The organism is Aeromonas sp. 82P (assembly GCF_051919365.1).
In the GTDB taxonomy this organism is placed as follows: Bacteria; Pseudomonadota; Gammaproteobacteria; order Enterobacterales; family Aeromonadaceae; genus Aeromonas; species Aeromonas veronii.
In genome coordinates, this window is sequence record NZ_JBQBEV010000001.1 from 603616 (window position 1) to 621951 (window position 18336).

Annotated in this window: 18 protein-coding genes; 13 read left to right on the top strand and 5 right to left on the bottom strand. The window is 60.6% G+C overall.

The annotated features are described in order from the left end of the window. The first annotated feature begins 49 nt into the window (after positions 1-49). From ACTG2S_RS02795 to ACTG2S_RS02815, 5 genes are all read left to right on the top strand, one after another. Positions 50-829, top strand: coding sequence for a substrate-binding periplasmic protein (locus tag ACTG2S_RS02795; RefSeq protein WP_201947354.1), 780 nt, complete (start codon positions 50-52; stop codon positions 827-829). Positions 830-976: 147 nt separating this feature from the next. Beyond that, complete coding sequence (locus ACTG2S_RS02800; RefSeq protein ID WP_101530911.1) at positions 977-1645, top strand: helix-turn-helix transcriptional regulator; 669 nt, start codon at positions 977-979, stop codon at positions 1643-1645. A 21-nt stretch (positions 1646-1666) separates the two neighbouring features. Then, positions 1667-2968 (top strand): L-cysteine desulfidase family protein, encoded by a 1302-nt coding sequence (locus ACTG2S_RS02805; protein WP_042054833.1) that lies wholly within the window; start codon positions 1667-1669, stop codon positions 2966-2968. Between the two features lie 133 nt (positions 2969-3101). Next, positions 3102-4502 (top strand): L-cystine transporter, encoded by a 1401-nt coding sequence (locus ACTG2S_RS02810; protein ID WP_439981950.1) that lies wholly within the window; start codon positions 3102-3104, stop codon positions 4500-4502. A gap of 98 nt (positions 4503-4600) precedes the next feature. Next, positions 4601-5929 carry a CoA-disulfide reductase gene (locus tag ACTG2S_RS02815; protein ID WP_439981951.1) on the top strand — a complete coding sequence of 443 codons (1329 nt, stop codon included), beginning with the start codon at positions 4601-4603 and terminating at the stop codon, positions 5927-5929. 145 nt (positions 5930-6074) lie between these two features. Here ACTG2S_RS02815 and ACTG2S_RS02820 read toward each other — a convergent pair whose 3' ends face one another. Then, on the bottom strand, positions 6075-6830 hold the full coding sequence (locus ACTG2S_RS02820; RefSeq protein WP_019446583.1) for an outer membrane protein assembly factor BamD: 756 nt from the start codon (positions 6828-6830) through the stop codon (positions 6075-6077). A gap of 117 nt (positions 6831-6947) precedes the next feature. Between ACTG2S_RS02820 and rluD the strand changes: the two genes are divergently transcribed. The 3 genes from rluD (at position 6948) to clpB (ending at position 11554) form a co-directional block, all read left to right on the top strand. After that, positions 6948-7928 carry a 23S rRNA pseudouridine(1911/1915/1917) synthase RluD gene (gene rluD, locus ACTG2S_RS02825; RefSeq protein WP_005339771.1) on the top strand — a complete coding sequence of 327 codons (981 nt, stop codon included), beginning with the start codon at positions 6948-6950 and terminating at the stop codon, positions 7926-7928. A 112-nt stretch (positions 7929-8040) separates the two neighbouring features. After that, on the top strand, positions 8041-8778 hold the full coding sequence (pgeF, locus tag ACTG2S_RS02830; protein ID WP_274160759.1) for a peptidoglycan editing factor PgeF: 738 nt from the start codon (positions 8041-8043) through the stop codon (positions 8776-8778). 202 nt (positions 8779-8980) lie between these two features. Next, the gene (clpB, locus tag ACTG2S_RS02835; RefSeq protein ID WP_005339779.1) at positions 8981-11554 is read left to right on the top strand and encodes an ATP-dependent chaperone ClpB; all 2574 of its coding nucleotides are present in this window, start codon (positions 8981-8983) and stop codon (positions 11552-11554) included. A gap of 285 nt (positions 11555-11839) precedes the next feature. Here the strand turns inward: clpB and asnA are convergent, their stop codons facing one another. Further along, positions 11840-12832 carry an aspartate--ammonia ligase gene (gene asnA, locus ACTG2S_RS02840; RefSeq protein WP_021231465.1) on the bottom strand — a complete coding sequence of 331 codons (993 nt, stop codon included), beginning with the start codon at positions 12830-12832 and terminating at the stop codon, positions 11840-11842. A 154-nt stretch (positions 12833-12986) separates the two neighbouring features. Between asnA and asnC the strand changes: the two genes are divergently transcribed. After that, complete coding sequence (gene asnC, locus ACTG2S_RS02845) at positions 12987-13448, top strand: transcriptional regulator AsnC (protein ID WP_005339783.1); 462 nt, start codon at positions 12987-12989, stop codon at positions 13446-13448. 7 nt (positions 13449-13455) lie between these two features. On the opposite strand, the gene ACTG2S_RS02850 is transcribed toward asnC, so the two are convergent. After that, a complete protein-coding gene (locus ACTG2S_RS02850) occupies positions 13456-14220 on the bottom strand; it encodes a substrate-binding periplasmic protein (RefSeq protein WP_274160760.1) in 765 nt (254 codons plus the stop codon). An 87-nt stretch (positions 14221-14307) separates the two neighbouring features. Here ACTG2S_RS02850 and ACTG2S_RS02855 point away from each other — a divergent pair, with 87 nt between their 5' ends. After that, the gene (locus ACTG2S_RS02855) at positions 14308-14844 is read left to right on the top strand and encodes a DUF2301 domain-containing membrane protein (RefSeq protein WP_005357578.1); all 537 of its coding nucleotides are present in this window, start codon (positions 14308-14310) and stop codon (positions 14842-14844) included. Here the strand turns inward: ACTG2S_RS02855 and ACTG2S_RS02860 are convergent. Beyond that, complete coding sequence (locus ACTG2S_RS02860; RefSeq protein ID WP_274160761.1) at positions 14841-15245, bottom strand: CBS domain-containing protein; 405 nt, start codon at positions 15243-15245, stop codon at positions 14841-14843. The two genes, ACTG2S_RS02855 and ACTG2S_RS02860, sit on opposite strands and share 4 nt — an antisense overlap. Positions 15246-15406: 161 nt before the next feature. Between ACTG2S_RS02860 and ACTG2S_RS02865 the strand changes: the two genes are divergently transcribed. Beyond that, entirely contained in the window at positions 15407-16111 is a 705-nt protein-coding gene (locus ACTG2S_RS02865) for an SDR family oxidoreductase (RefSeq protein WP_088870349.1), read from the top strand. On the opposite strand, the gene ACTG2S_RS02870 is transcribed toward ACTG2S_RS02865, so the two are convergent. After that, positions 16037-16612 carry a 2-amino-4-hydroxy-6-hydroxymethyldihydropteridine diphosphokinase gene (locus ACTG2S_RS02870; RefSeq protein ID WP_274160762.1) on the bottom strand — a complete coding sequence of 192 codons (576 nt, stop codon included), beginning with the start codon at positions 16610-16612 and terminating at the stop codon, positions 16037-16039. The genes ACTG2S_RS02865 and ACTG2S_RS02870 overlap by 75 nt on opposite strands. 124 nt (positions 16613-16736) lie before the next feature. Here ACTG2S_RS02870 and cydH point away from each other — a divergent pair, with 124 nt between their 5' ends. After that, the gene (gene cydH / locus ACTG2S_RS02875; RefSeq protein WP_005339800.1) at positions 16737-16829 is read left to right on the top strand and encodes a cytochrome bd-I oxidase subunit CydH; all 93 of its coding nucleotides are present in this window, start codon (positions 16737-16739) and stop codon (positions 16827-16829) included. A gap of 103 nt (positions 16830-16932) precedes the next feature. Further along, positions 16933-18333 (top strand): sensor histidine kinase, encoded by a 1401-nt coding sequence (locus tag ACTG2S_RS02880; protein ID WP_274160771.1) that lies wholly within the window; start codon positions 16933-16935, stop codon positions 18331-18333. Positions 18334-18336: the final 3 nt, after the last annotated feature.

The following is an 18336-nucleotide window of genomic DNA, read 5'->3' on the forward strand; positions in this document are numbered from 1 at the left end:
TGCTCATCCCTTGTATATCCTCAATCCATACGGACCATGAGGGATCTCCATGATGTGGTGTCAGGGTTGGCGAAGGATCGGGTTGTACGGCTGGCTGCTGGCCTCCCTGTTGGGGGCCGGTTTGGCAGCTGCGGCGGACAAACCGCCGACACTGACGCTGCTGACCGAGCTGTGGCCCCCTTATGTGATGCGTGGTGACAATGGCGAGCTGGCCGGCGCCGATCTCGATCTGGCCTGTACCGTGTTGCGCCAGATGGGTTATCGCACCGAAATCAGGGTGCTGCCCTGGAAGCGGGTTCTGCAGCAGGCCCGTCTCAGGCAGGGGGATGCGGTGCTTGATGTCTTCTTTGAGCCTTCCCGCCAGCATTGGCTCCACTACCCCGAAGAGCCGCTCTCTTACAGCGGAGAAGTGCTCTTCTATCCATCGGCTCGTCCGGTGGATTTCAAGCAGCTCTCCGACCTCAAGGGTCTGCGGATAGGTATTCAGGAAGATTATGCCTACAGTCCCGATTTTCTGACCGATCCCGGGGTGATCCGGATGCCGATGACGGGGGAGGGGAATGCCATCAAACAACTGCATCTGATGATGGCCGGTCGGCTGGATGGGGTGGTGCTCAACGAGCGGGTCGGTCGTTATCTGCTGCACACTCAGGGGTTGCAGGATCAGGTTAACCACGGCTCGCGCCTGCTGACCGACGACAACCGCAACTTCCTCGCGTTTACCCACAAGCCCGGCCACGACCAGCTGGCTATCCGCTTCTCCTCTGCCCTCAAGGCGTTCAAACAGACTCCCGCCTACAAGCAACTGCTGGCCCGCTATCACCTCTGAGTTGCCGCCCTGCTGTGCGCCGCTTCACAATTTGTCGCACTTTGTTAAAAGGTGGGCATAATGGCGAGCAAAAAGGGGATGCCGCTCAACATTAGTTGATCTTGTTGATAGTAGAATCAACTGCGGTTTACTCAAAGTTACTCATATATGTCCACAGCAGCCACCACTGACCAGATCAATTCGTTAACGGATGAAGAACGTCATCTGATCGCCAGTTTCGAGCCCGCGGTCGAGGCGCTGGCCGCGCTGTTTGGCGCAGGGTGCGAGGTGGTGTTGCATGCGTTCGATACGCTGGATGCATCGGTCATCAAGATTGCCAACGGCCATGTTACCGGTCGTCGGGAGGGGGCGCCGGTCACCGACTTTGCCCTCAACCGCTTGCAGGGGGAGGCGGGCAGCCAGTGGAGCAGTTACTTCAGCCGTACCCGCGACGGGACGCTGATGAAGTCCTCCTCCATCACTATCAGCAACCGACAGGGCAAGCCCATCGGCATGCTCTGCGTGAACTTCAGTCTGGATACCTCCCTTGGCTGCCTGCTCGATACTTTTGCGCTGCCCGCGGTACCGGCGCCGCTCAATAACGAGACCTTTGCCAGCTCGGTGGACGATCTGGTGACCCAGGTGATTGAGAAGGTGGATCGGGACGATTCGCTCTCCTGCACGGTGCGCAACAAGGAGATAGTGACCCGGCTCTTCGACATGGGGATCTTCGAGATCAAGGAGGCGGCCCAGCTGGTTGCCCGGATGCTCGGCATCTCCCGTCATACTGTTTATCTGCATATCCGTAATCACAAAGCGGATCTGAACAAGCAATAACTGCCTGCGGGCACCCTGAACATGAGAAACACTGCGATGAAAGCACAATGGACCGACTTTATTACCCTGCTCAAGCGTGAAGTGGTGCCGGCCCTGGGCTGTACCGAGCCGATGTCGGTGGCGCTGGCAGCGGCCAACTGCCGCAAGCTGCTGGGGGAGACCCCGACCCGCATCAGCGTCTGGGTCAGTGGCAATCTGTTCAAGAACGGTATGGGGGTCGGAGTGCCGGGCACCGGCATGATCGGTCTGCCGGTGGCTGCTGCGGTCGGCATCACAGGGGGCAACCCGGATGCCGGGCTGGAGGTGCTCAAGACCCTCACACCAGAACAGGTGGAAGCGGCCAAGACGTTGTTGCCGGTCATCAAGGTGGATGTGAAGGATGTGCCGGACGTGCTCTACGCCGAGGTGCTGGCCGAAGTTGAAGGGCACAGTGCCCGGGTGGTGATCTGCACCGACCACACCCGCATCATCCTGATGGAGAAGGATGGCGAGGTGCTGATGGAGCAGGCCAGTGCCCCCGGCGTGCAGATCCAGCCGGCCAAATCCGCCAAACCGGCCATGACCCTGCGGGAGATCGTCGATTTTGCATTGGAAGTGCCGCTGGCGGAGATCGACTTTATCCGCGAGGCCGCCACCATGAATCAGGCGCTGGCGGACGAAGGGTTGCAGGGTTACGGCCTGAAGATTGGCAAGATCCTCACCGAGCAGGTGGAGCGCAAGCTGCTCTCCGATGACCTGATGACGCTGGCGATGCGCCTCTCCTCTGCTGCTTCCGATGCGCGGATGGATGGCGCCATGCTGCCCGCCATGTCCAACTCCGGCTCCGGCAATCAGGGCATTGCCGCCACCATGCCTGTGGTCGCGGCGGCCCGCTTCCTCAAGGCGAGCGACGAGCAGCTGACTCGGGCGCTGGTGATGAGCCATCTGGTGGCCATCTACATCAAGACTTACCAGAACAAGCTGTCGGCCCTCTGCGCCGCCAGTACCGCCGCCATGGGGGCCGGTGCCGCCATCACCTGGCTGCTGGGCGGCCAGTATCAGCAGATCAGCCACTGCATCAACAACATGATTGGCGATGTCTCCGGCATCATCTGCGACGGCGCGGGCAGCGCCTGCTCCATGAAGGTCTCCACTTCCACCTCGGCGGCGGTTAAGTCTTCGCTGATGGCCATCAACAACCTGCATGTGCCCCAGAGCGAGGGGATCGTTTCCGATGACGTGGATCAGACCATCGCCAATCTGGGCCGCCTCTCCAAAGAGGGGATGCTGGATACCGACATCGAAATCATCAACATCATGCGAGCGAAACAGCAGAAGCAGTGAATCTGTGATAAGGGGGCGATAGACCCCCTTGTTCTTGTCACGACGGCGCAGACCGTCTGACACGGTTGCCAGGGCAAGCATGGCGCTTGCTCTTGTTTCTCGGGCCCAAGCCCGCTTTTTGGGGAGTCATACCATGACATTTAGCGTTATCGGCAATCTGGCCATCGCCGCCATCTTGCTGTTCTTTCTCTACCGGTTACAGGAAAAACATGTGAGCTTCACCCGCCGGGTATTTGCCGGTCTGGGGCTCGGTATTCTGTTCGGCGCCGCGTTGCAACTGCTTTACGGTGCAGGTTCGCCCGTCATTGTTCAGACCATCGACTATCTGGATATCGTGGGTAGCGGCTATGTGAAGCTGCTGCAGATGATCATCATCCCGCTGATCATGGTCTCCATCATCAGCGCTATCTTGAAGCTCAATGGCGGCACTGCGCTGGGCAAGATCAGCGCCATGACCATAGGCGTGCTGATCTTCACCACCGCCATCGCCGCCGGGGCGGGCATCCTGATGTCCAACCTGTTTGGCCTGACCGCTGAAGGGCTCACCTCCGGTGCCGCCGAGAGCGCCCGGGGCGCCGCGCTGCAGACCACCCTCGGCAGCGTCGAGAGCATGTCGTTCGCCAAGATGATGCTGGAGTTCATTCCGGCCAACCCCTTCCTCGACATGACCGGCGGTCGCAAGACCTCTACCATCGCCGTGGTGATCTTCTCCATCTTCATTGGCCTCTCCGCTACCGGCATCGCCCGCAAGAAGCCGGAGATCTTCGCCAGCTTCAGCCACTTCGTGGCTGTGGCCCACGCCATCGTGATGCGAATGGTGACTCTGGTGCTGCGCCTGACCCCGTTTGGTGTACTGGCGCTGATGACCAAGGTGGTCTCCGGCTCCAACTATGCGGATATTCTTAACCTGCTCAGCTTTGTGATGGCCTCTTACGGCGCCATCGCCATCATGTTTGTCGTGCACCTGCTGCTGGTGAGCATGGTCGGCATCAACCCGCTGCGCTTCCTCAAGAAGATCACTCCGGTGCTGGCGTTTGCCTTCACCTCGCGCACCAGTGCGGGCTCCATCCCGATGAACGTGCAGACCCAGACCAAGTCGCTGGGTATTCCTGAGGGGATCGCCAACTTCGCCGCCTCCTTCGGTTCCACCATCGGCCAGAACGGCTGTGCCGGTATCTATCCGGCCATGCTGGCGGTGATGATTGCCCCGACCGTCGGGGTTAACCCGATGGATCCCGGCTTTATCATGACCCTGATCGCCATCATCACCGTCAGCTCCTTCGGGGTGGCCGGGATTGGCGGCGGCGCCACCTTTGCCGCGCTGATCGTGCTCTCCGCGCTGGACTTCCCGGTGGCGCTGGCCGGTCTGCTCATCTCCATCGAGCCGCTGATCGACATGGGCCGTACCGCGCTCAACGTCTCCGGCTCCATCACCGCAGGGACGGTCACCAGCCGCCTGATGGGCGAGACCGACATGCATGTGTTCAACAGCGATCACGAAGTGAGTCTGGACGGCGAAGAGTCCACCGTCTGATTTTCTGTCGGTTGATCTGCCCGTGGAAAGGGGTAACTCTTTCCCGTCATAGACCGCAGGGAGGGCATGCCCTCCCTGCGCCATTGAGAGGAAAAACTATGAGAATTCTGATCATCGGTGGCGAAGCCGCCGGTATGAGTGCGGCCGCCAAGGCGCGCCGTCTGGCCATCGATGCCGAAATCGTGGTGTATGAGGCCTCCGAGGTGATCTCTTTCGGTGCCTGTGGCCTGCCTTACTTCGTCGGTGACGAGTTTCAGGAGCCCGGTTACATGGCCGAGTTCACCCCCGAGCAGTTCGCTGCCAAGGGGATCGAGGTCAAGATTGGCCATCGGGTGCTGAGCGTCGATGCAACTGCCCAGACCTTGGTGGTGGAGCACAACGGCGACACTTTCACCGATCGCTACGATCGGCTGATGATCGCCACCGGTGCCCGCGAAGTGATGCCCCCCATCCCCGGTCTGCAGCAGCAAGGGGTATTCGGTCTGCGCCGGATGGCCGACGGGCTGGCGCTGAAGGCGGCGGTGCAAGACAAGAACAATCGCCGCGCCGTGGTGATCGGCTCCGGCTTTATCGGGCTGGAAGTGGTCGAGGCGCTGGTCCATCAAGGCAAAGAGGTGCGCCTGATCGAGCTGGCGGATCGAGTCATCCCCGACGCGTTTGATGGCGAGATCACCCAGCACATCGAAACCGAACTGCGCGAGCAGGGGGTCTCTCTCCATCTGGGTGAGCGAGTTGAAGCACTGCTGGGGGATGGTCGGGTGACCGGCGTGCGTACCAGCCAGGGCGAGTATGAGGCCGATATCGTGGTGGTCTGCACCGGGGTCAAGCCCAACACCGAGTTTCTGGCCGATACCGGCATCGAACGGCTCGGCAACGGCGCCATCAAGGTGGATCGTCAGGGACGCAGCTCGCTGGCCAACGTCTGGTCAGCCGGTGACTGTGCCAGCGTCTGGCACAGCGTAAAGCAGCAGCAGGTCTATGTACCGCTCGCCACCATTGCCAACAAGCTGGGCCGCATGGTGGGTGAGAACCTGGCCGGGGCCGAGCTGGAGTTCCCGGGCACCCTCGGCTCTGCCGCGCTCAAGGTGCTGGGGCTGGAGGCGGGCCGTACCGGCCTTTCCGAGCAGGAAGTCAAGGCGATGGGCATCGAATACCGCACCGTGGTGATCAAGGACAAGTGCCACACCAACTACTGCCCGGGTCAGTCCGACATTCACGTCAAACTGGTCTATGAGGCGGGCAGCAAGCGGCTGCTGGGCGGCCAGATCCTCGGTCGCAAGGGGGCGGTCCACCGCATCGACGCGCTGGCAGTGGCCATCACCATGGGGGTGACCACCGAGCAGCTCGGCATGCTTGACTTTGCCTACGCGCCGCCCTTTTCTCGCACCTGGGATGCCCTGAACGTGGCGGGTAATGTCGCGAAGTAAGCGTTGCGATGACGGCGTTGGGAAGGCGCCGTCACACTGATCCTGGTCTGCAGAGCCTCTGCGGGTAATATCAGTGGCTAAATTGCAGCGATAAAAAAACCGATGCCAAGGCATCGGTTTTTTGTTACCGGTTTATCCGTATCACTCAGCCACGGCCGAGGCGGTTCTCCGGGTAGTTCTTGGCCAGCACTTCGCGGGCATGCTTGGCCAGCTGCGGCATCTTCAGAGCGTCGTAAGACTCGACCATGATCTCCAATGCCTTCTCGGTTTCGGCTGTGTCGGGGTAGGTTTCGACAATCAGCTTGGCCCGGTTGGCGGCCGCGACCAGTGCATCACGCTTCACGTAATACTCGGCCACGCTCAGGTCATATCGGGCCAGACGATTCTTTAGGCCAATCATGCGAGCGCGGGCATCGGCGGCATAGACGCTGTTGGGGTAGTTCTGCAACAGGGTCTTGAAGTCCTGGAATGCCTGACGGGCATAAGCAGGGTCTTTGTCGTCCCGATCGATACCGAACAGGCTCTGGAAGAAATTGTAATCCGCCGCCATGTTGGTCAGGCCGCGCATATAGAAGACGTAATCGATATTTTTATGCGCCGGATTGAGGCGGATAAAACGGTCGATATTGGCGATCGCCTGAGCGGTATCATCCTGCTTGTAGTAGGCATAGATGAGGTCAAGCTGCACCTGATTGGAGTAGGCACCGAACGGGTAGCGAGAGTCCAAAGCCTCCAGCAATTCAGTGGCTTGCACGTAATTGCCAACGTCCAGTTTGAGGCGTGCTTTCTGGTACAGGGTCTCCGGCGGTTCGTCGGGTACCTTGGGTTTGGTGCTGGAACAGCCTGTGATCAAGGTAGCGACCAAGGCGAGCGACATCAGCAGGTGAGACTTCTTTCCCATCAACAACATCCGGTCCATTTCCACGAAATTGGCAAAGTATCCGTTATGCTTGGCTAAAAGAAAAGCTAGAATACCCGGATTATTTCGAATTGATACCCCCCGCTCAAGAGACCATACATGAGCCAGCATATTGAACTGACAGGCGAATTCCAGGATCACCAATTCGGGCAGCGACTCGACCAGGCCCTGGCCGAATTGTTTCCAGACTACTCCCGCACCCGCATCAAGGAGTGGATTTTACAGGACAGAGTGACCCTGGACGGTCAGGTTGCCAACACCCCGCGCGAGAAGATTCTGGCCGGGCAGCAGGTGCATGTGAATGTCGAGCTGGAAGATGATACTCGCTGGGATGCCCAGGATATCGAGCTCAACATAGTTTACGAAGATGAACACATTCTGGTGATCGACAAACCGGCCGGTCTGGTGGTTCACCCGGGCGCAGGCACGCCGGATGGCACCATCCTCAACGCCCTGCTGCACCGCTACCCCGGCATTGCCGAGGTGCCTCGTGCCGGTATCGTGCACCGTCTGGATAAAGACACCACAGGTTTGATGGTGGTTGCCAAAACCGTACCCGCCCAGACCCATCTGGTGGAAGCGTTGCAGGCGCGCCAGATCACCCGTGAGTACGAAGCGATCGCCATCGGTCACATGACCGCAGGTGGTACCGTTGATGCGCCCATCGGTCGTCACCCGACCCAGCGTACCCATATGGCCGTGGTGCCCAATGGTCGTCCTTCCGTAACTCACTACCGGGTTCACGAGAAGTTCCGTGGCCATACCCGTCTGCGTCTGCGTCTGGAAACCGGTCGTACCCACCAGATCCGTGTCCACATGGCGCACATCAAACACCCGCTGGTGGGCGATCCCGCTTACGGTGGCCGTCTGCGCCCGCTGCGCAACGCGACTCCCGAGCTGACTCAGGCACTGCGCAACTTCAACCGTCAGGCGCTGCATGCCACCATGCTACAACTGGCTCACCCCATCACGGGTGAAGTGATGCAGTGGCATTCAGCTACACCGCAAGACATGGTGGAGCTGATGGAAGTGCTGCGCGCGGATACGCTCGCCAATCCGGATGATTTAGTCTGGAACTGATGCGATAGGGCCTGCTGCGTCGGTTTCTGGCGTCATCCGGCCCGAATAGATGCCAATCGGGGTTCCCTTGCAGGAGCCCCGTTTTTATATCGGTGAATTGAAGGAGTCACAGATGAAATGGATCGAACCCGACTGGCCAGCCCCGGCGTGTGTCAGGGCGTTGTCGACCACCCGGGATGGCGGCGTCAGTGAAGGGGTCTTTACCGGTCTCAATCTGGGCGCCCATGTGGGTGACGAACCGGCGCGAGTCGAGGCTAACCGGGCCCGGCTGCAGCAGGTGGCAGCCATCCCGGGGCCCCTCAACTGGCTCAATCAGGTGCACGGCACCGTGGTCCATCCAGTCAGCAGCCATTATCAGCAGGCGCCGGATGCCGATGCCGCCTGCGCCCATGAGGCGGATCAGGCCTGCATCGTGATGACCGCCGACTGTCTGCCAGTGTTGTTTTGCGATCGGGCAGGTACCGTGGTCGCAGCGGCCCACGCAGGCTGGCGTGGACTGAAAGAGGGGGTGCTGGAGGCAAGCATCGCCGCCATGGGCTGCGAGCCGGGCGAGCTCCTGGCCTGGATGGGCCCGGCCATTGGCCCCACTGCATTTGAAGTGGGGGGAGAGGTGCGCGAGGCCTTTATGGCTGAGCAGGCTGAAGCAGAAGCGGCGTTCGTCCCTTCGTCCAACGACGGCAAATGGTTGGCGGATATCTACCAGCTGGCGCGGTTGCGCCTCGCCCGTGCCGGCGTTACCGCCGTCTATGGCGGCGAATACTGCACCTTCAGCGATAGCGAGCAGTTCTACTCCTATCGTCGCGACGGCCAGACCGGCCGGATGGCCTCCCTCATCTGGTTGGCCCGCTAAGCAATCACCCGCCAAGTAATACCCCGTCTCTCTCAAGAGCAGAGCCGTATGAGAGAGGCGGGGCTCCTGCCCTCTCCCCGCTTTGCAGAAAAAATAACCAGTCCATGCCCTTGAAATAGCCCGTACGGGCCTCATCTTTCATCTCAGAAAGTTATGTTGTTTGCCGCGCAAGCGGCGTCTGCCTGTTTGAAGGGGGAGTGCAATGCGCCTCGATCGCCTTACCAGCAAATTCCAGATTGCTATTTCCGATGCCCAGTCTCTTGCGCTGGGTCGTGACCACCAATTCATCGAACCCGTTCACCTGATGACCGCGTTGGTCAATCAGGATGGCGGCTCTATCCGTCCGCTGCTCACCCTGACCGGGATGGATATCAACGCCCTGCGCTCCCGCCTTGGCGAGGAGCTGGATCGCCTGCCGCGCGTGAGCGGTGTGGAAGGGGACGTGCAGCTCTCCAACGGCCTCGGCCGCCTGCTCAACGTCTGCGACAAACTGGCCCAGCAGCGCAAGGATCAGTTCATCTCCTCCGAACTGTTCGTGCTGGCTGCCCTCGACGACAAGGGAACGCTGGGTGAGCTGCTGCGCGCCCAGGGGCTGACCAAGGAGAAACTCGAAGCGGCCATCGACAAGGTGCGGGGCGGCAAGAAGGTGGAAGATGCCAATGCCGAGGAGAACCGTCAGGCGCTGGAGAAGTACACCATCGATCTGACCGAGCGGGCCGAAATCGGCAAACTTGACCCGGTGATCGGCCGCGATGACGAGATCCGCCGTACCATTCAGGTACTGCAACGCCGTACCAAGAACAACCCCGTGCTGATCGGTGCTCCCGGTGTCGGTAAAACCGCCATCGTCGAGGGGCTGGCCCAGCGCATCATCAACGGTGAAGTGCCGGAAGGGCTGAAGAACAAGCGGGTGCTGTCGCTGGACATGGGGGCGCTGGTGGCCGGTGCCAAGTATCGCGGCGAGTTTGAAGAGCGGCTCAAGGCCGTGCTGACCGATCTCGCCAAGGAGGAGGGCAACGTCATCCTCTTTATCGACGAGCTGCACACCATGGTCGGCGCCGGCAAGGGCGAAGGGGCCATGGACGCGGGCAACATGCTCAAACCTGCGCTTGCCCGTGGTGACCTGCACTGCGTCGGCGCCACCACCCTGGATGAGTACCGTCAGTACATCGAAAAAGATGCCGCGCTGGAGCGCCGTTTCCAGAAGGTGCTGGTAGAAGAGCCGAGCGTGGAGGACACCATCGCCATCCTGCGCGGCTTGAAAGAGCGTTATGAGCTGCACCACCATGTGCAGATCACCGACCCCGCGATTGTGGCGGCGGCCCAGCTGTCGCACCGCTACATTGCGGATCGTCAGCTGCCGGACAAGGCTATCGACCTTATCGATGAGGCGGCAGCCAGCATCCGGCTGCAGATCGACTCCAAGCCGGAGGCGCTCGATCGCCTCGAGCGACGCATCATCCAGCTCAAGCTGGAGCAGCAGGCGCTGATGAAGGAGGACGATGACGCCAGCCGCAAGCGTCTGGAGCTGATCAATCAGGAGATTGGCGAGAAGGATCGGGAATACAACGAGCTGGACGAGGTATGGAAGGCCGAGAAGGCCGCCCTTGCCGGCACCCAGCATATCAAGGCTGCGCTGGAGCAGGCCCGTCAGGATCTCGATGTGGCGCGCCGGGCAGGCGACTTGGGTCGGATGTCCGAGCTGCAATATGGCCGCATTCCGGAGCTGGAGAAACAGCTGGATCTCGCCACTCAGGCCGAGATGCAGGAGACCAGCCTGCTGCGCAACCGGGTCACCGATGTGGAGATCGCAGACGTCCTGGCCCGCTGGACCGGTATTCCGGTCGCCCGCATGCTGGAAGGGGAGCGCGACAAGCTGCTGCGGATGGAAGATCAGCTGCACAGCCGGGTGATTGGTCAGGAGGAGGCGGTCGATGCGGTCTCCAACGCCATTCGTCGCTCCCGTGCCGGTCTCTCCGACCCTAACCGCCCCATCGGCTCCTTCCTGTTCCTGGGGCCCACCGGGGTGGGCAAGACCGAGCTGTGCAAGGCGCTGGCCGAGTTCCTGTTCGATACCCAGGATGCCATGGTGCGGATCGATATGTCCGAGTTCATGGAGAAACACAGCGTGGCCCGTCTGGTGGGGGCGCCTCCCGGATACGTGGGTTATGAAGAGGGTGGTTATCTGACCGAGGCGGTACGCCGTCGTCCCTACTCGGTGATCCTGCTGGACGAGGTGGAGAAGGCACATCCCGATGTGTTCAACATCCTGTTGCAGGTGCTCGATGATGGCCGCCTGACCGATGGTCAGGGTCGCACCGTCGATTTCCGTAACTCGGTGGTGATCATGACCTCCAACCTCGGGTCGGATCTGATTCAGGAGCACCACTCCGAGAAGGACTACGACGAGATGAAGGCCATGCTGATGGATGTGCTGACCCGCAGTTTCCGGCCGGAGTTTATCAACCGGATCGACGAGACGGTGGTGTTCCATCCCCTCGGCGAGGATCACATCAAGTCCATCGCCCGCATCCAGCTCAAGAGCCTGATGGGCCGACTGGAGGCTCAGGGCTACGAGGTGGAGGTGAGCGAAGCGCTGCTCGAGAAGCTGGTGCATGCCGGGTTCGACCCCGTCTACGGGGCGCGTCCCCTCAAACGGGCGATCCAGCAGAAGGTGGAGAACCCGCTGGCGCAGGCCCTGCTCTCCGGTCGCATCGTGCCGGGCAAAAAACTGGTGCTGGGGGCCGACAGCAATGGCCTGACCATGACCCAGTAACCAGTCTCGCATCTATGTTTGCAACGCCAGCCTTCGGGCTGGCGTTGTCATATCTGGTGGCGGGGATTCGGCAGAAAAAAACGGCAATCCGAAGATTGCCGGGAGGAATGTAGTGAAGCGACCTGACGTGGGTTGAGCGGGTCGCAGGGGCAAGCCCCCGATTTCGAAACAAAGCCGCTAACGGCCTTGCGTCTTACAGCCTGCCGGGGATGCGCTCGCTCAACCCCGACGGCCACCTGCCTGTTGCCATGCCGGCTGCGATGGCGCCGGCATGGCCTTCATTCGTTACAGCATGCCTTGCACGGCAGCTTTCATCTCGGCTGGCCAGACACCAACCTGCACCTGACCGATATGCTCTTTTTGCAGCAGCAGCATGGCCAGACGAGATTGGCCGATGCCGCCGCCGATGGTCTGCGGCATCCGTGCGGCCAGCAGATCCTGGTGCCAGTCGTACTGCAGGCGATCCTCGTCGCCGGTGATGGCCAGCTGGCGGCGCAGCGCCTCGGCATCGACCCGGATCCCCATGGAGGAGATCTCGAAGCTGTCTTGCAGCACCGGGTTCCACACCAGAATGTCGCCGTTCAGGCCTGCCAGACCCAGCTCGCTGTGGCTGCTCCAGTCGTCATAGTCCGGGGCACGCACATCGTGACGCTCACCGTGGGAGAGGGCACCGCCGATGCCGATCAGGAACACGGCCCCCAGCTCTTTGGCGATGGCACGCTCGCGCCCCTTGGCATCGAGGTCCGGGTAACGGGCCAGCAGCTCTTCGCTGTGCAGGAACTGGATCTCGGCCGGCAGGAAGGGGGTCAGCTCATGCTCGGCACAGACCGCGCGCTCGGTGGCCTTGATGGCGGCCCAGATGCCGCGCACGGTTTCCTGCAGATAGGCCAGATCGCGGCGCTCGCTCGGCATCACTTTCTCCCAGTCCCACTGATCCACGTAGACGGAGTGGATGGGGGTGAGCTTGTCTTCATCCGGACGCAATGCCTTCATGTGGGTGTAGATCCCTTCGCCCGGGCCGAACCCGAAGCGACCCAGGGTCTGGCGCTTCCACTTGGCGAGTGAATGGACCACTTCGTAGCTGTGCTCCGGCAGGGTTTTCACTTTGACCTGCACTGCATTCTCGTGGCCAGAGAGGTTGTCCTGAGTGCCATCACCGACCCGGCTCAGAATGGGGGCTTGCACCTCCATCAGACCCAGTTGCTGGGCGAGTTGGCGGGAGAACATCTCTTTGACGAAGCTGATCTGCTGTTGGCTGCGAATGTAGTGCTGTTTCATGCTGAATTCCTGTTTCAAACCCCGTTGGATGTGGTGATTCTTCAACGGAATGCCAACTAAATTCAATATTCGATAATAGAAATAGGCTTTGTGTATTTTTTTCTTCAAAATAAGCCGTTTTTTAATGAGGTATCGTCAACGGGAGTGCAAAAAAATGCCGGAAAATTACCGGATCGATAATCTCGATCAGGCCATCCTCACCGCTCTGATGGAGAATGCGCGGATCCCTTACGCCGAACTTGCGAAACAACTGGCGGTCAGCCCGGGCACCATCCATGTGCGGGTGGAGAAGATGAAACAGGCGGGGATCATCGAGGGGACACGGGTGCAGGTTAACCCCAAGAAGCTGGGTTACGACGTCTGCTGCTTTATCGGGATCAATCTGAAGAGTGCCAAGGATTACCCCTCGGCACTGGCCAAGCTGCAGGCGCTGGACGAGGTGGTGGAGGCCTACTACACCACGGGCCACTACAGCATCTTCATGAAGGTGATGACCCGCTCCATCGACGAGCTGCAGATAGTGCTGATCAACAAGATCCAGACCATCGACGAGATCCAGTCCACTGAAACCCTGATTTCACTGCAAAACCCGATCCTGCGGGATGTGAAACCCTGACCCCTGATCAGGGGTCGATATAGGGGATGGCGTACTTGTCGTAGAGGGCTTTGAGACTGCCGTTGCTTTTCATGCGCAGCAGTTCGGCATCGTAGGCCGCCATCAGGGCCGGCGTCTGTGCATCCGCTCGTGCGCGGGCCCAGGTGTTGAAGTAGGGGCTGCTCTTGAGCGGTTTGGGCAGGTAATCGACCTTGCCTGTCAGCCCCTCCTCCTTGATCTGGGTGAAGGCGGTGACCAGCGGCATGGGCACGGTATCGATCCGTCCGGCCAGCAGTTTGCGCAGTTGCAGCTGGTTCATGGTGATCTCCTGAAACTGATAGGCCGGGTCAGTCATGGCCGCTGCCAGTTCAGGGGTATAGGAGAAATCCTTGGTCACGCCGATGCGCCAGGGTTTGAGATCGGCCAGCGTTTCGTAGCGGATCTTCATCAGGTCCGCCTTACGCACGAAGAAGTGCCAGCTGTGGCGAAGATGGGCCTGTTGGGGATAGATGAGATAACTCTCCCGCTCTGCCTTGTAGGAGTGGGTCATCACCAGGTCGCAGGCGCCGGTTTCGGCGTTGCGGGTGAGGCGGGCGCCGGAGTCGGCCAGTTCGATCCGAAAGGGCGTCTCCAGCTTGTCGAAGATGGCGGTGACGATGTCGATATCGAGTCCGCGGGGTTTCTGATCGACATCGATAAACTTGAGCGGGGGCTCCATGGTGCCGCAGATCACCAGCTCTTTGGCGGGCAATCCGAGTGGAAACAGCAACCAAAACAGGGGGATCACACGCAAACTACGTCTCCTGAGCCCGTTTGAAGATATTCCAAGACCTGATTCCAGTATATTGGATGGCACCTGATCCGTTAGAAGCGACTGTTTATGGCAAATCCTGAAATCGAGAGCCCGCTGGACGGGATCGACAAGTTGACCGTCTCGCTCTACCGCCTTGGCTTGAGTGCAGCTGCCCTGTTGCTGCTTTGCCGCGGTGCGGCGCTGCTGAGCGGGATGGCACTGCTCCCGTCGGCACAATGGTTGATGTCGCTGGCAGTGGCAAGCGCAATCTGCGGCTTCTCGCTGCATATCTACGACAAGCGGATTCGCCTGATTCTGCAGGGGTTTGGTTGGGGCGCACTGGCCCTGGCTGCGGTAGGGGCGCCGGATGCGCTGGTGCTGGGAGCTGCGTTGGCGACCCTCTCCGGGCTGGCGTTCAAGGAGCAGTTTTGTTTCGCCATTCCCGGCATCAAGCTGGTGCCCGTATTGCTGCCGGCGTTATGGCTGCTGGAGTGGTTGCGGGTGGAGTGGGCCGCCGCACTGGTGGCGCTGGTTTGCGGGGCCCTGTTGACCTTGCTGGCGCTGGCCAAGTGGCGAATGCCCCTGCACTTCGATATCGGTGACAAGGGGCGTTACCAGATCTAGGTCTGCTGGCACACCTTCATCTGCTGATTGAGGGCCTGCATTACCTGACGGCGACTGATGATGCCGATCACCTTGCCCTGTTGCAGCACCGGGTAGATCTTGGGCTTGGCGTCGGCCATCTGGCGAGCCAGATCCAGAATGCTCTCATCCGGCCCGACCGAGAGGGGCGAGCGGTTCATCAGATCCTCCACCCGGGTGCGGGTATCGCAGTGGTAGCTGCCGGTGAGCAGGCTGGGGATGCAATCTTGTTCGGAAAGAAAGCCGATCAGCCGTTTCTGCTCATCCAGTACCGGCAAGCCGCCAAGACCCGATTGATGCAGGCGATCCAGCGCTTCTGCCAGGCTGAGTCCGGCAGTGAGGGAGTGGGTCAGGCGACCCATGTGGTGGTGTACTTTCAGCATGGTGGTGACTCCGCAAGAGGGGATGTCGCCACTATGACGCGGGCGAGTGGCCCGTGACCAATGGCTTGTGCCGCAGGGATTGATAGGCACAAGCCATCGGCGGTGATCCGCTGGCAGGCGGGCTTCGTTCATGCAAGACCATGAAAGGGAAAGGAGATCGTATGCGTGCATTGGTTACGGGCTGCGGCCGTCGACTCGGATTTTATCTCTGTGAACAGCTGGTGGCGGCGGGTTGGCAGGTGACGGGCAGTTATCGCAGCGAGCGGCCGGAGCTGGCCACGCTGGCGGCACTGGGGGTCGAGCTGGTGCAGGCGGATTTTGGTCGGGAAGAGGACGTTGGCAAGCTGATCGATGTGCTGGCGACCCATCAGGATCTGACGCTGGTGATCCACAACGCCTCGGCCTTCGAGCCGCAGGCAACTGATCCGGCTGCGCAACTGGCCCAGTTCGAGCAGTTCTACCGGGTGCACATGGCGGCCCCCTTCCAGCTAAACCGGGCGTTGGCCCCCCGGCTGGCCAGCAACCCCAACGCCAGCATCATTCACATCACCGATATCTATATCCATGCCCCGGCCCCCCGTTTTGCCAGCTATGTGGCCACCAAGGCGGGAGCCCATTCGCTGGCCATGAGCTTTGCCCGGGAGCTGGCGCCTGCGGTGCGAGTCAACACCATAGAGCCGGGGCCGATCCTGTTTCTCGATGAACATGACGAGGCATGGCGCCAGCAGGTGCTGGCGAAAACGCCGCTGGCGCGGGAGGGGGGGCTTGAGCCCATCTGGCAGGCGGTGCAGTTACTGATGGGGAACAGTTATATGACGGGGGCCAGCATCAAGGTAGATGGCGGGCGCGCGCTGGCCACTCTCTGAAGATTTGCCAAGCACCAGCGGCTCCAGCCCGACCTGCCGGGTCAGCAAGCCCTTGCCGGGTTTGAGCTTGCCCGACGGGGCGGGGAGCATCACTTGCAGCGCCACCTTGGGGTCATGCACCTCGCCATGGCCATAGAGCTCTGCCAGCAGCTCCGCCAGATAGGAATCGACCTCTGCCGAGGCAAAGTCACCGCTCCTGTTGCTGGCCAGAATATCGATGTCGAGCGGCCGATCGTGCACCTTGCAGAGCGGATCGCTGCGATCCCGGCCGTGAGCCACTTCAAGGGCGACAAAGTGCTGCTTGAGGCGGGTGGCATCGAGCGGGCTCTCCACCACCAGCAGGCAGTTGAGAAAGTCGTGGCTGGAGTGCATTCCCACCGGCTTGGTGCGGATCACCGAGCTCAGCCGCAGGGGGCCGACGTTCGCAAGCAGCTCGGCCAGCGCGTGGCTGACATGGATATGCGGGTCAATATTGGAACCAATGCTACACAGATAGAACATGCTCACCTTCCCGGGGTTGGGCTCATCTGAAATGTATACGCAGCTCACGGTTATCGGATTAACTATGGCTTAACATTGTCTTATCTATTGTGATCCGGCACTGATTGGCAGAAAGGAGGTTTGCATGAGTGTGGAGCTGAAATGGGCGCTGTTGACCGCCTCGGGCGCGCTGGCGATGATCATGATTATCTGTCTGGCCTCTGTCGCGTTGGCGTGAATCACCACAATCCAGATAATACAAACCGGCCTGTTGGCCGGTTTTGTTTTTTGGGGCGGTGCGGCTATGCTGGCGCACCGGTGAGAATGCAAGAGAAGAGATGATGACCAAGGTTCGCCCACGCTCCCTGCTGCAGGTGGTATTGATGGGATTTGTGCTGGTATTGATGCCGCTGGGCGGCATGATCTGGCACAACAGCACCTCCCTTGCCCACCTCAGTCAGCTCACCAGCGACGAGATGGAGCGGGCGGTCAAGGATACCCGCCGCGCCACCCTGCTGACGGCGCAAGCCATCGATATCGAACGCACTTTGCGCCGCTTCGCGGTGCTGGGGGATCGTCGTAGTCTCACCAGCTACCAGCAGCAACTCGACGGGTATCGGGTGTTGCTGGCGGAACACCGTAACTCCATCACCGACGGCCAGCTCTACAGCGGGCTCGATCAGGGGCTGGCCTGGCTCGATAGCCTGCAGGATGCCGCGCTGGCCCGGGCGGCGGTAGCGGGGGACAAGCTGGAGCAGTTCAACGATGCCAACAAGCAGCTCGAAATAGTCACCCGCAGCCGGGTTGACGAACACATGGATCGGGTGCAGCTCACCATCGCCGGACTGACCAGCGAGCTCTGGTGGGTGAGCGGAGCGGTGGCGGCACTCAGCCTGCTGATGGTCTTTATCTTCACCTACCTCATCATCCACCCGGTACGACAGATTGAGTCGCGCATCTTGAGTCTGGGTGCCGGGGTCGAACCCGATCCCAAGCCGGTTGACGGCCCTGCCGAGCTGGTATTGCTGGGGGAGCGGATCGTCTGGCTGCACGACAAACTCAAGGAGCTGGAGCTGCAGAAATACCAGTTTCTACGCCATGTTTCCCACGAGCTCAAGACCCCGCTGGCGGTGCTGCGGGAGGGGACGGATCTGCTCTGCGAGCAGCTGGTCGGGCCTTTGACGGCGGATCAGCTGGAGATCTGCCAGATGCTCGATGAGAACAGTCGGCGTTTGCAGACCCTGATCGAGCGGCTGCTCGACTTCAACCGGCTCAGTCAGCAGGAGGCCTTCGAACTGGAGCCCGTCCCCCTGCTGCCGATGTTGTCGGAACTTTCTGCCGAGTACCGGCTGGCATTGGAGTCCAAGCAGATCCGTGTACACTTGCCGACCGTGCCGGTTACCCTGTGGGCGGAGCCCTACCGGCTACGACTGATCCTCGATAACCTCTTCTCCAACGCCGTCAGTTACGGCGCCAGCGGGGGCAATATCTGGATCAGGGCAGGGCAGGATGAACAGATAAGCTGGCTGGAAGTGGCCAACGAGGGGCCCAAGATCCCCGTGGCCGATCAGCAACGCATTTTTGAACCCTTCGAGCAAGGCAGCACAGTGCGGCAAGGTCTCTTGAAAGGCTCGGGCATGGGCCTCTCCATCGCCCGCGAGTCTGCCAACAGCCTGGGGGGGGAACTGGTTCTGGTAGAGGATGAACAGGCGGATGTCTGTTTCAGGTTGACGTTGAAATGAGGA

What these genes read in the sequence shown, in the direction of transcription:
- ACTG2S_RS02795 (WP_201947354.1), top strand. Translation starts at nt 50, where the DNA reads ATGATGTGGTGTCAGGGTTGGCGAAGGATCGGGTTGTACGGCTGGCTG.
- ACTG2S_RS02800 (WP_101530911.1), top strand. Translation starts at nt 977, where the DNA reads ATGTCCACAGCAGCCACCACTGACCAGATCAATTCGTTAACGGATGAA.
- ACTG2S_RS02805 (WP_042054833.1), top strand. Translation starts at nt 1,667, where the DNA reads ATGAGAAACACTGCGATGAAAGCACAATGGACCGACTTTATTACCCTG.
- ACTG2S_RS02810 (WP_439981950.1), top strand. Translation starts at nt 3,102, where the DNA reads ATGACATTTAGCGTTATCGGCAATCTGGCCATCGCCGCCATCTTGCTG.
- ACTG2S_RS02815 (WP_439981951.1), top strand. Translation starts at nt 4,601, where the DNA reads ATGAGAATTCTGATCATCGGTGGCGAAGCCGCCGGTATGAGTGCGGCC.
- ACTG2S_RS02820 (WP_019446583.1), bottom strand. Translation starts at nt 6,830, where the DNA reads ATGGGAAAGAAGTCTCACCTGCTGATGTCGCTCGCCTTGGTCGCTACC.
- rluD (WP_005339771.1), top strand. Translation starts at nt 6,948, where the DNA reads ATGAGCCAGCATATTGAACTGACAGGCGAATTCCAGGATCACCAATTC.
- pgeF (WP_274160759.1), top strand. Translation starts at nt 8,041, where the DNA reads ATGAAATGGATCGAACCCGACTGGCCAGCCCCGGCGTGTGTCAGGGCG.
- clpB (WP_005339779.1), top strand. Translation starts at nt 8,981, where the DNA reads ATGCGCCTCGATCGCCTTACCAGCAAATTCCAGATTGCTATTTCCGAT.
- asnA (WP_021231465.1), bottom strand. Translation starts at nt 12,832, where the DNA reads ATGAAACAGCACTACATTCGCAGCCAACAGCAGATCAGCTTCGTCAAA.
- asnC (WP_005339783.1), top strand. Translation starts at nt 12,987, where the DNA reads ATGCCGGAAAATTACCGGATCGATAATCTCGATCAGGCCATCCTCACC.
- ACTG2S_RS02855 (WP_005357578.1), top strand. Translation starts at nt 14,308, where the DNA reads ATGGCAAATCCTGAAATCGAGAGCCCGCTGGACGGGATCGACAAGTTG.
- ACTG2S_RS02860 (WP_274160761.1), bottom strand. Translation starts at nt 15,245, where the DNA reads ATGCTGAAAGTACACCACCACATGGGTCGCCTGACCCACTCCCTCACT.
- ACTG2S_RS02865 (WP_088870349.1), top strand. Translation starts at nt 15,407, where the DNA reads ATGCGTGCATTGGTTACGGGCTGCGGCCGTCGACTCGGATTTTATCTC.
- ACTG2S_RS02870 (WP_274160762.1), bottom strand. Translation starts at nt 16,612, where the DNA reads ATGTTCTATCTGTGTAGCATTGGTTCCAATATTGACCCGCATATCCAT.
- cydH (WP_005339800.1), top strand. Translation starts at nt 16,737, where the DNA reads ATGAGTGTGGAGCTGAAATGGGCGCTGTTGACCGCCTCGGGCGCGCTG.
- ACTG2S_RS02880 (WP_274160771.1), top strand. Translation starts at nt 16,933, where the DNA reads ATGACCAAGGTTCGCCCACGCTCCCTGCTGCAGGTGGTATTGATGGGA.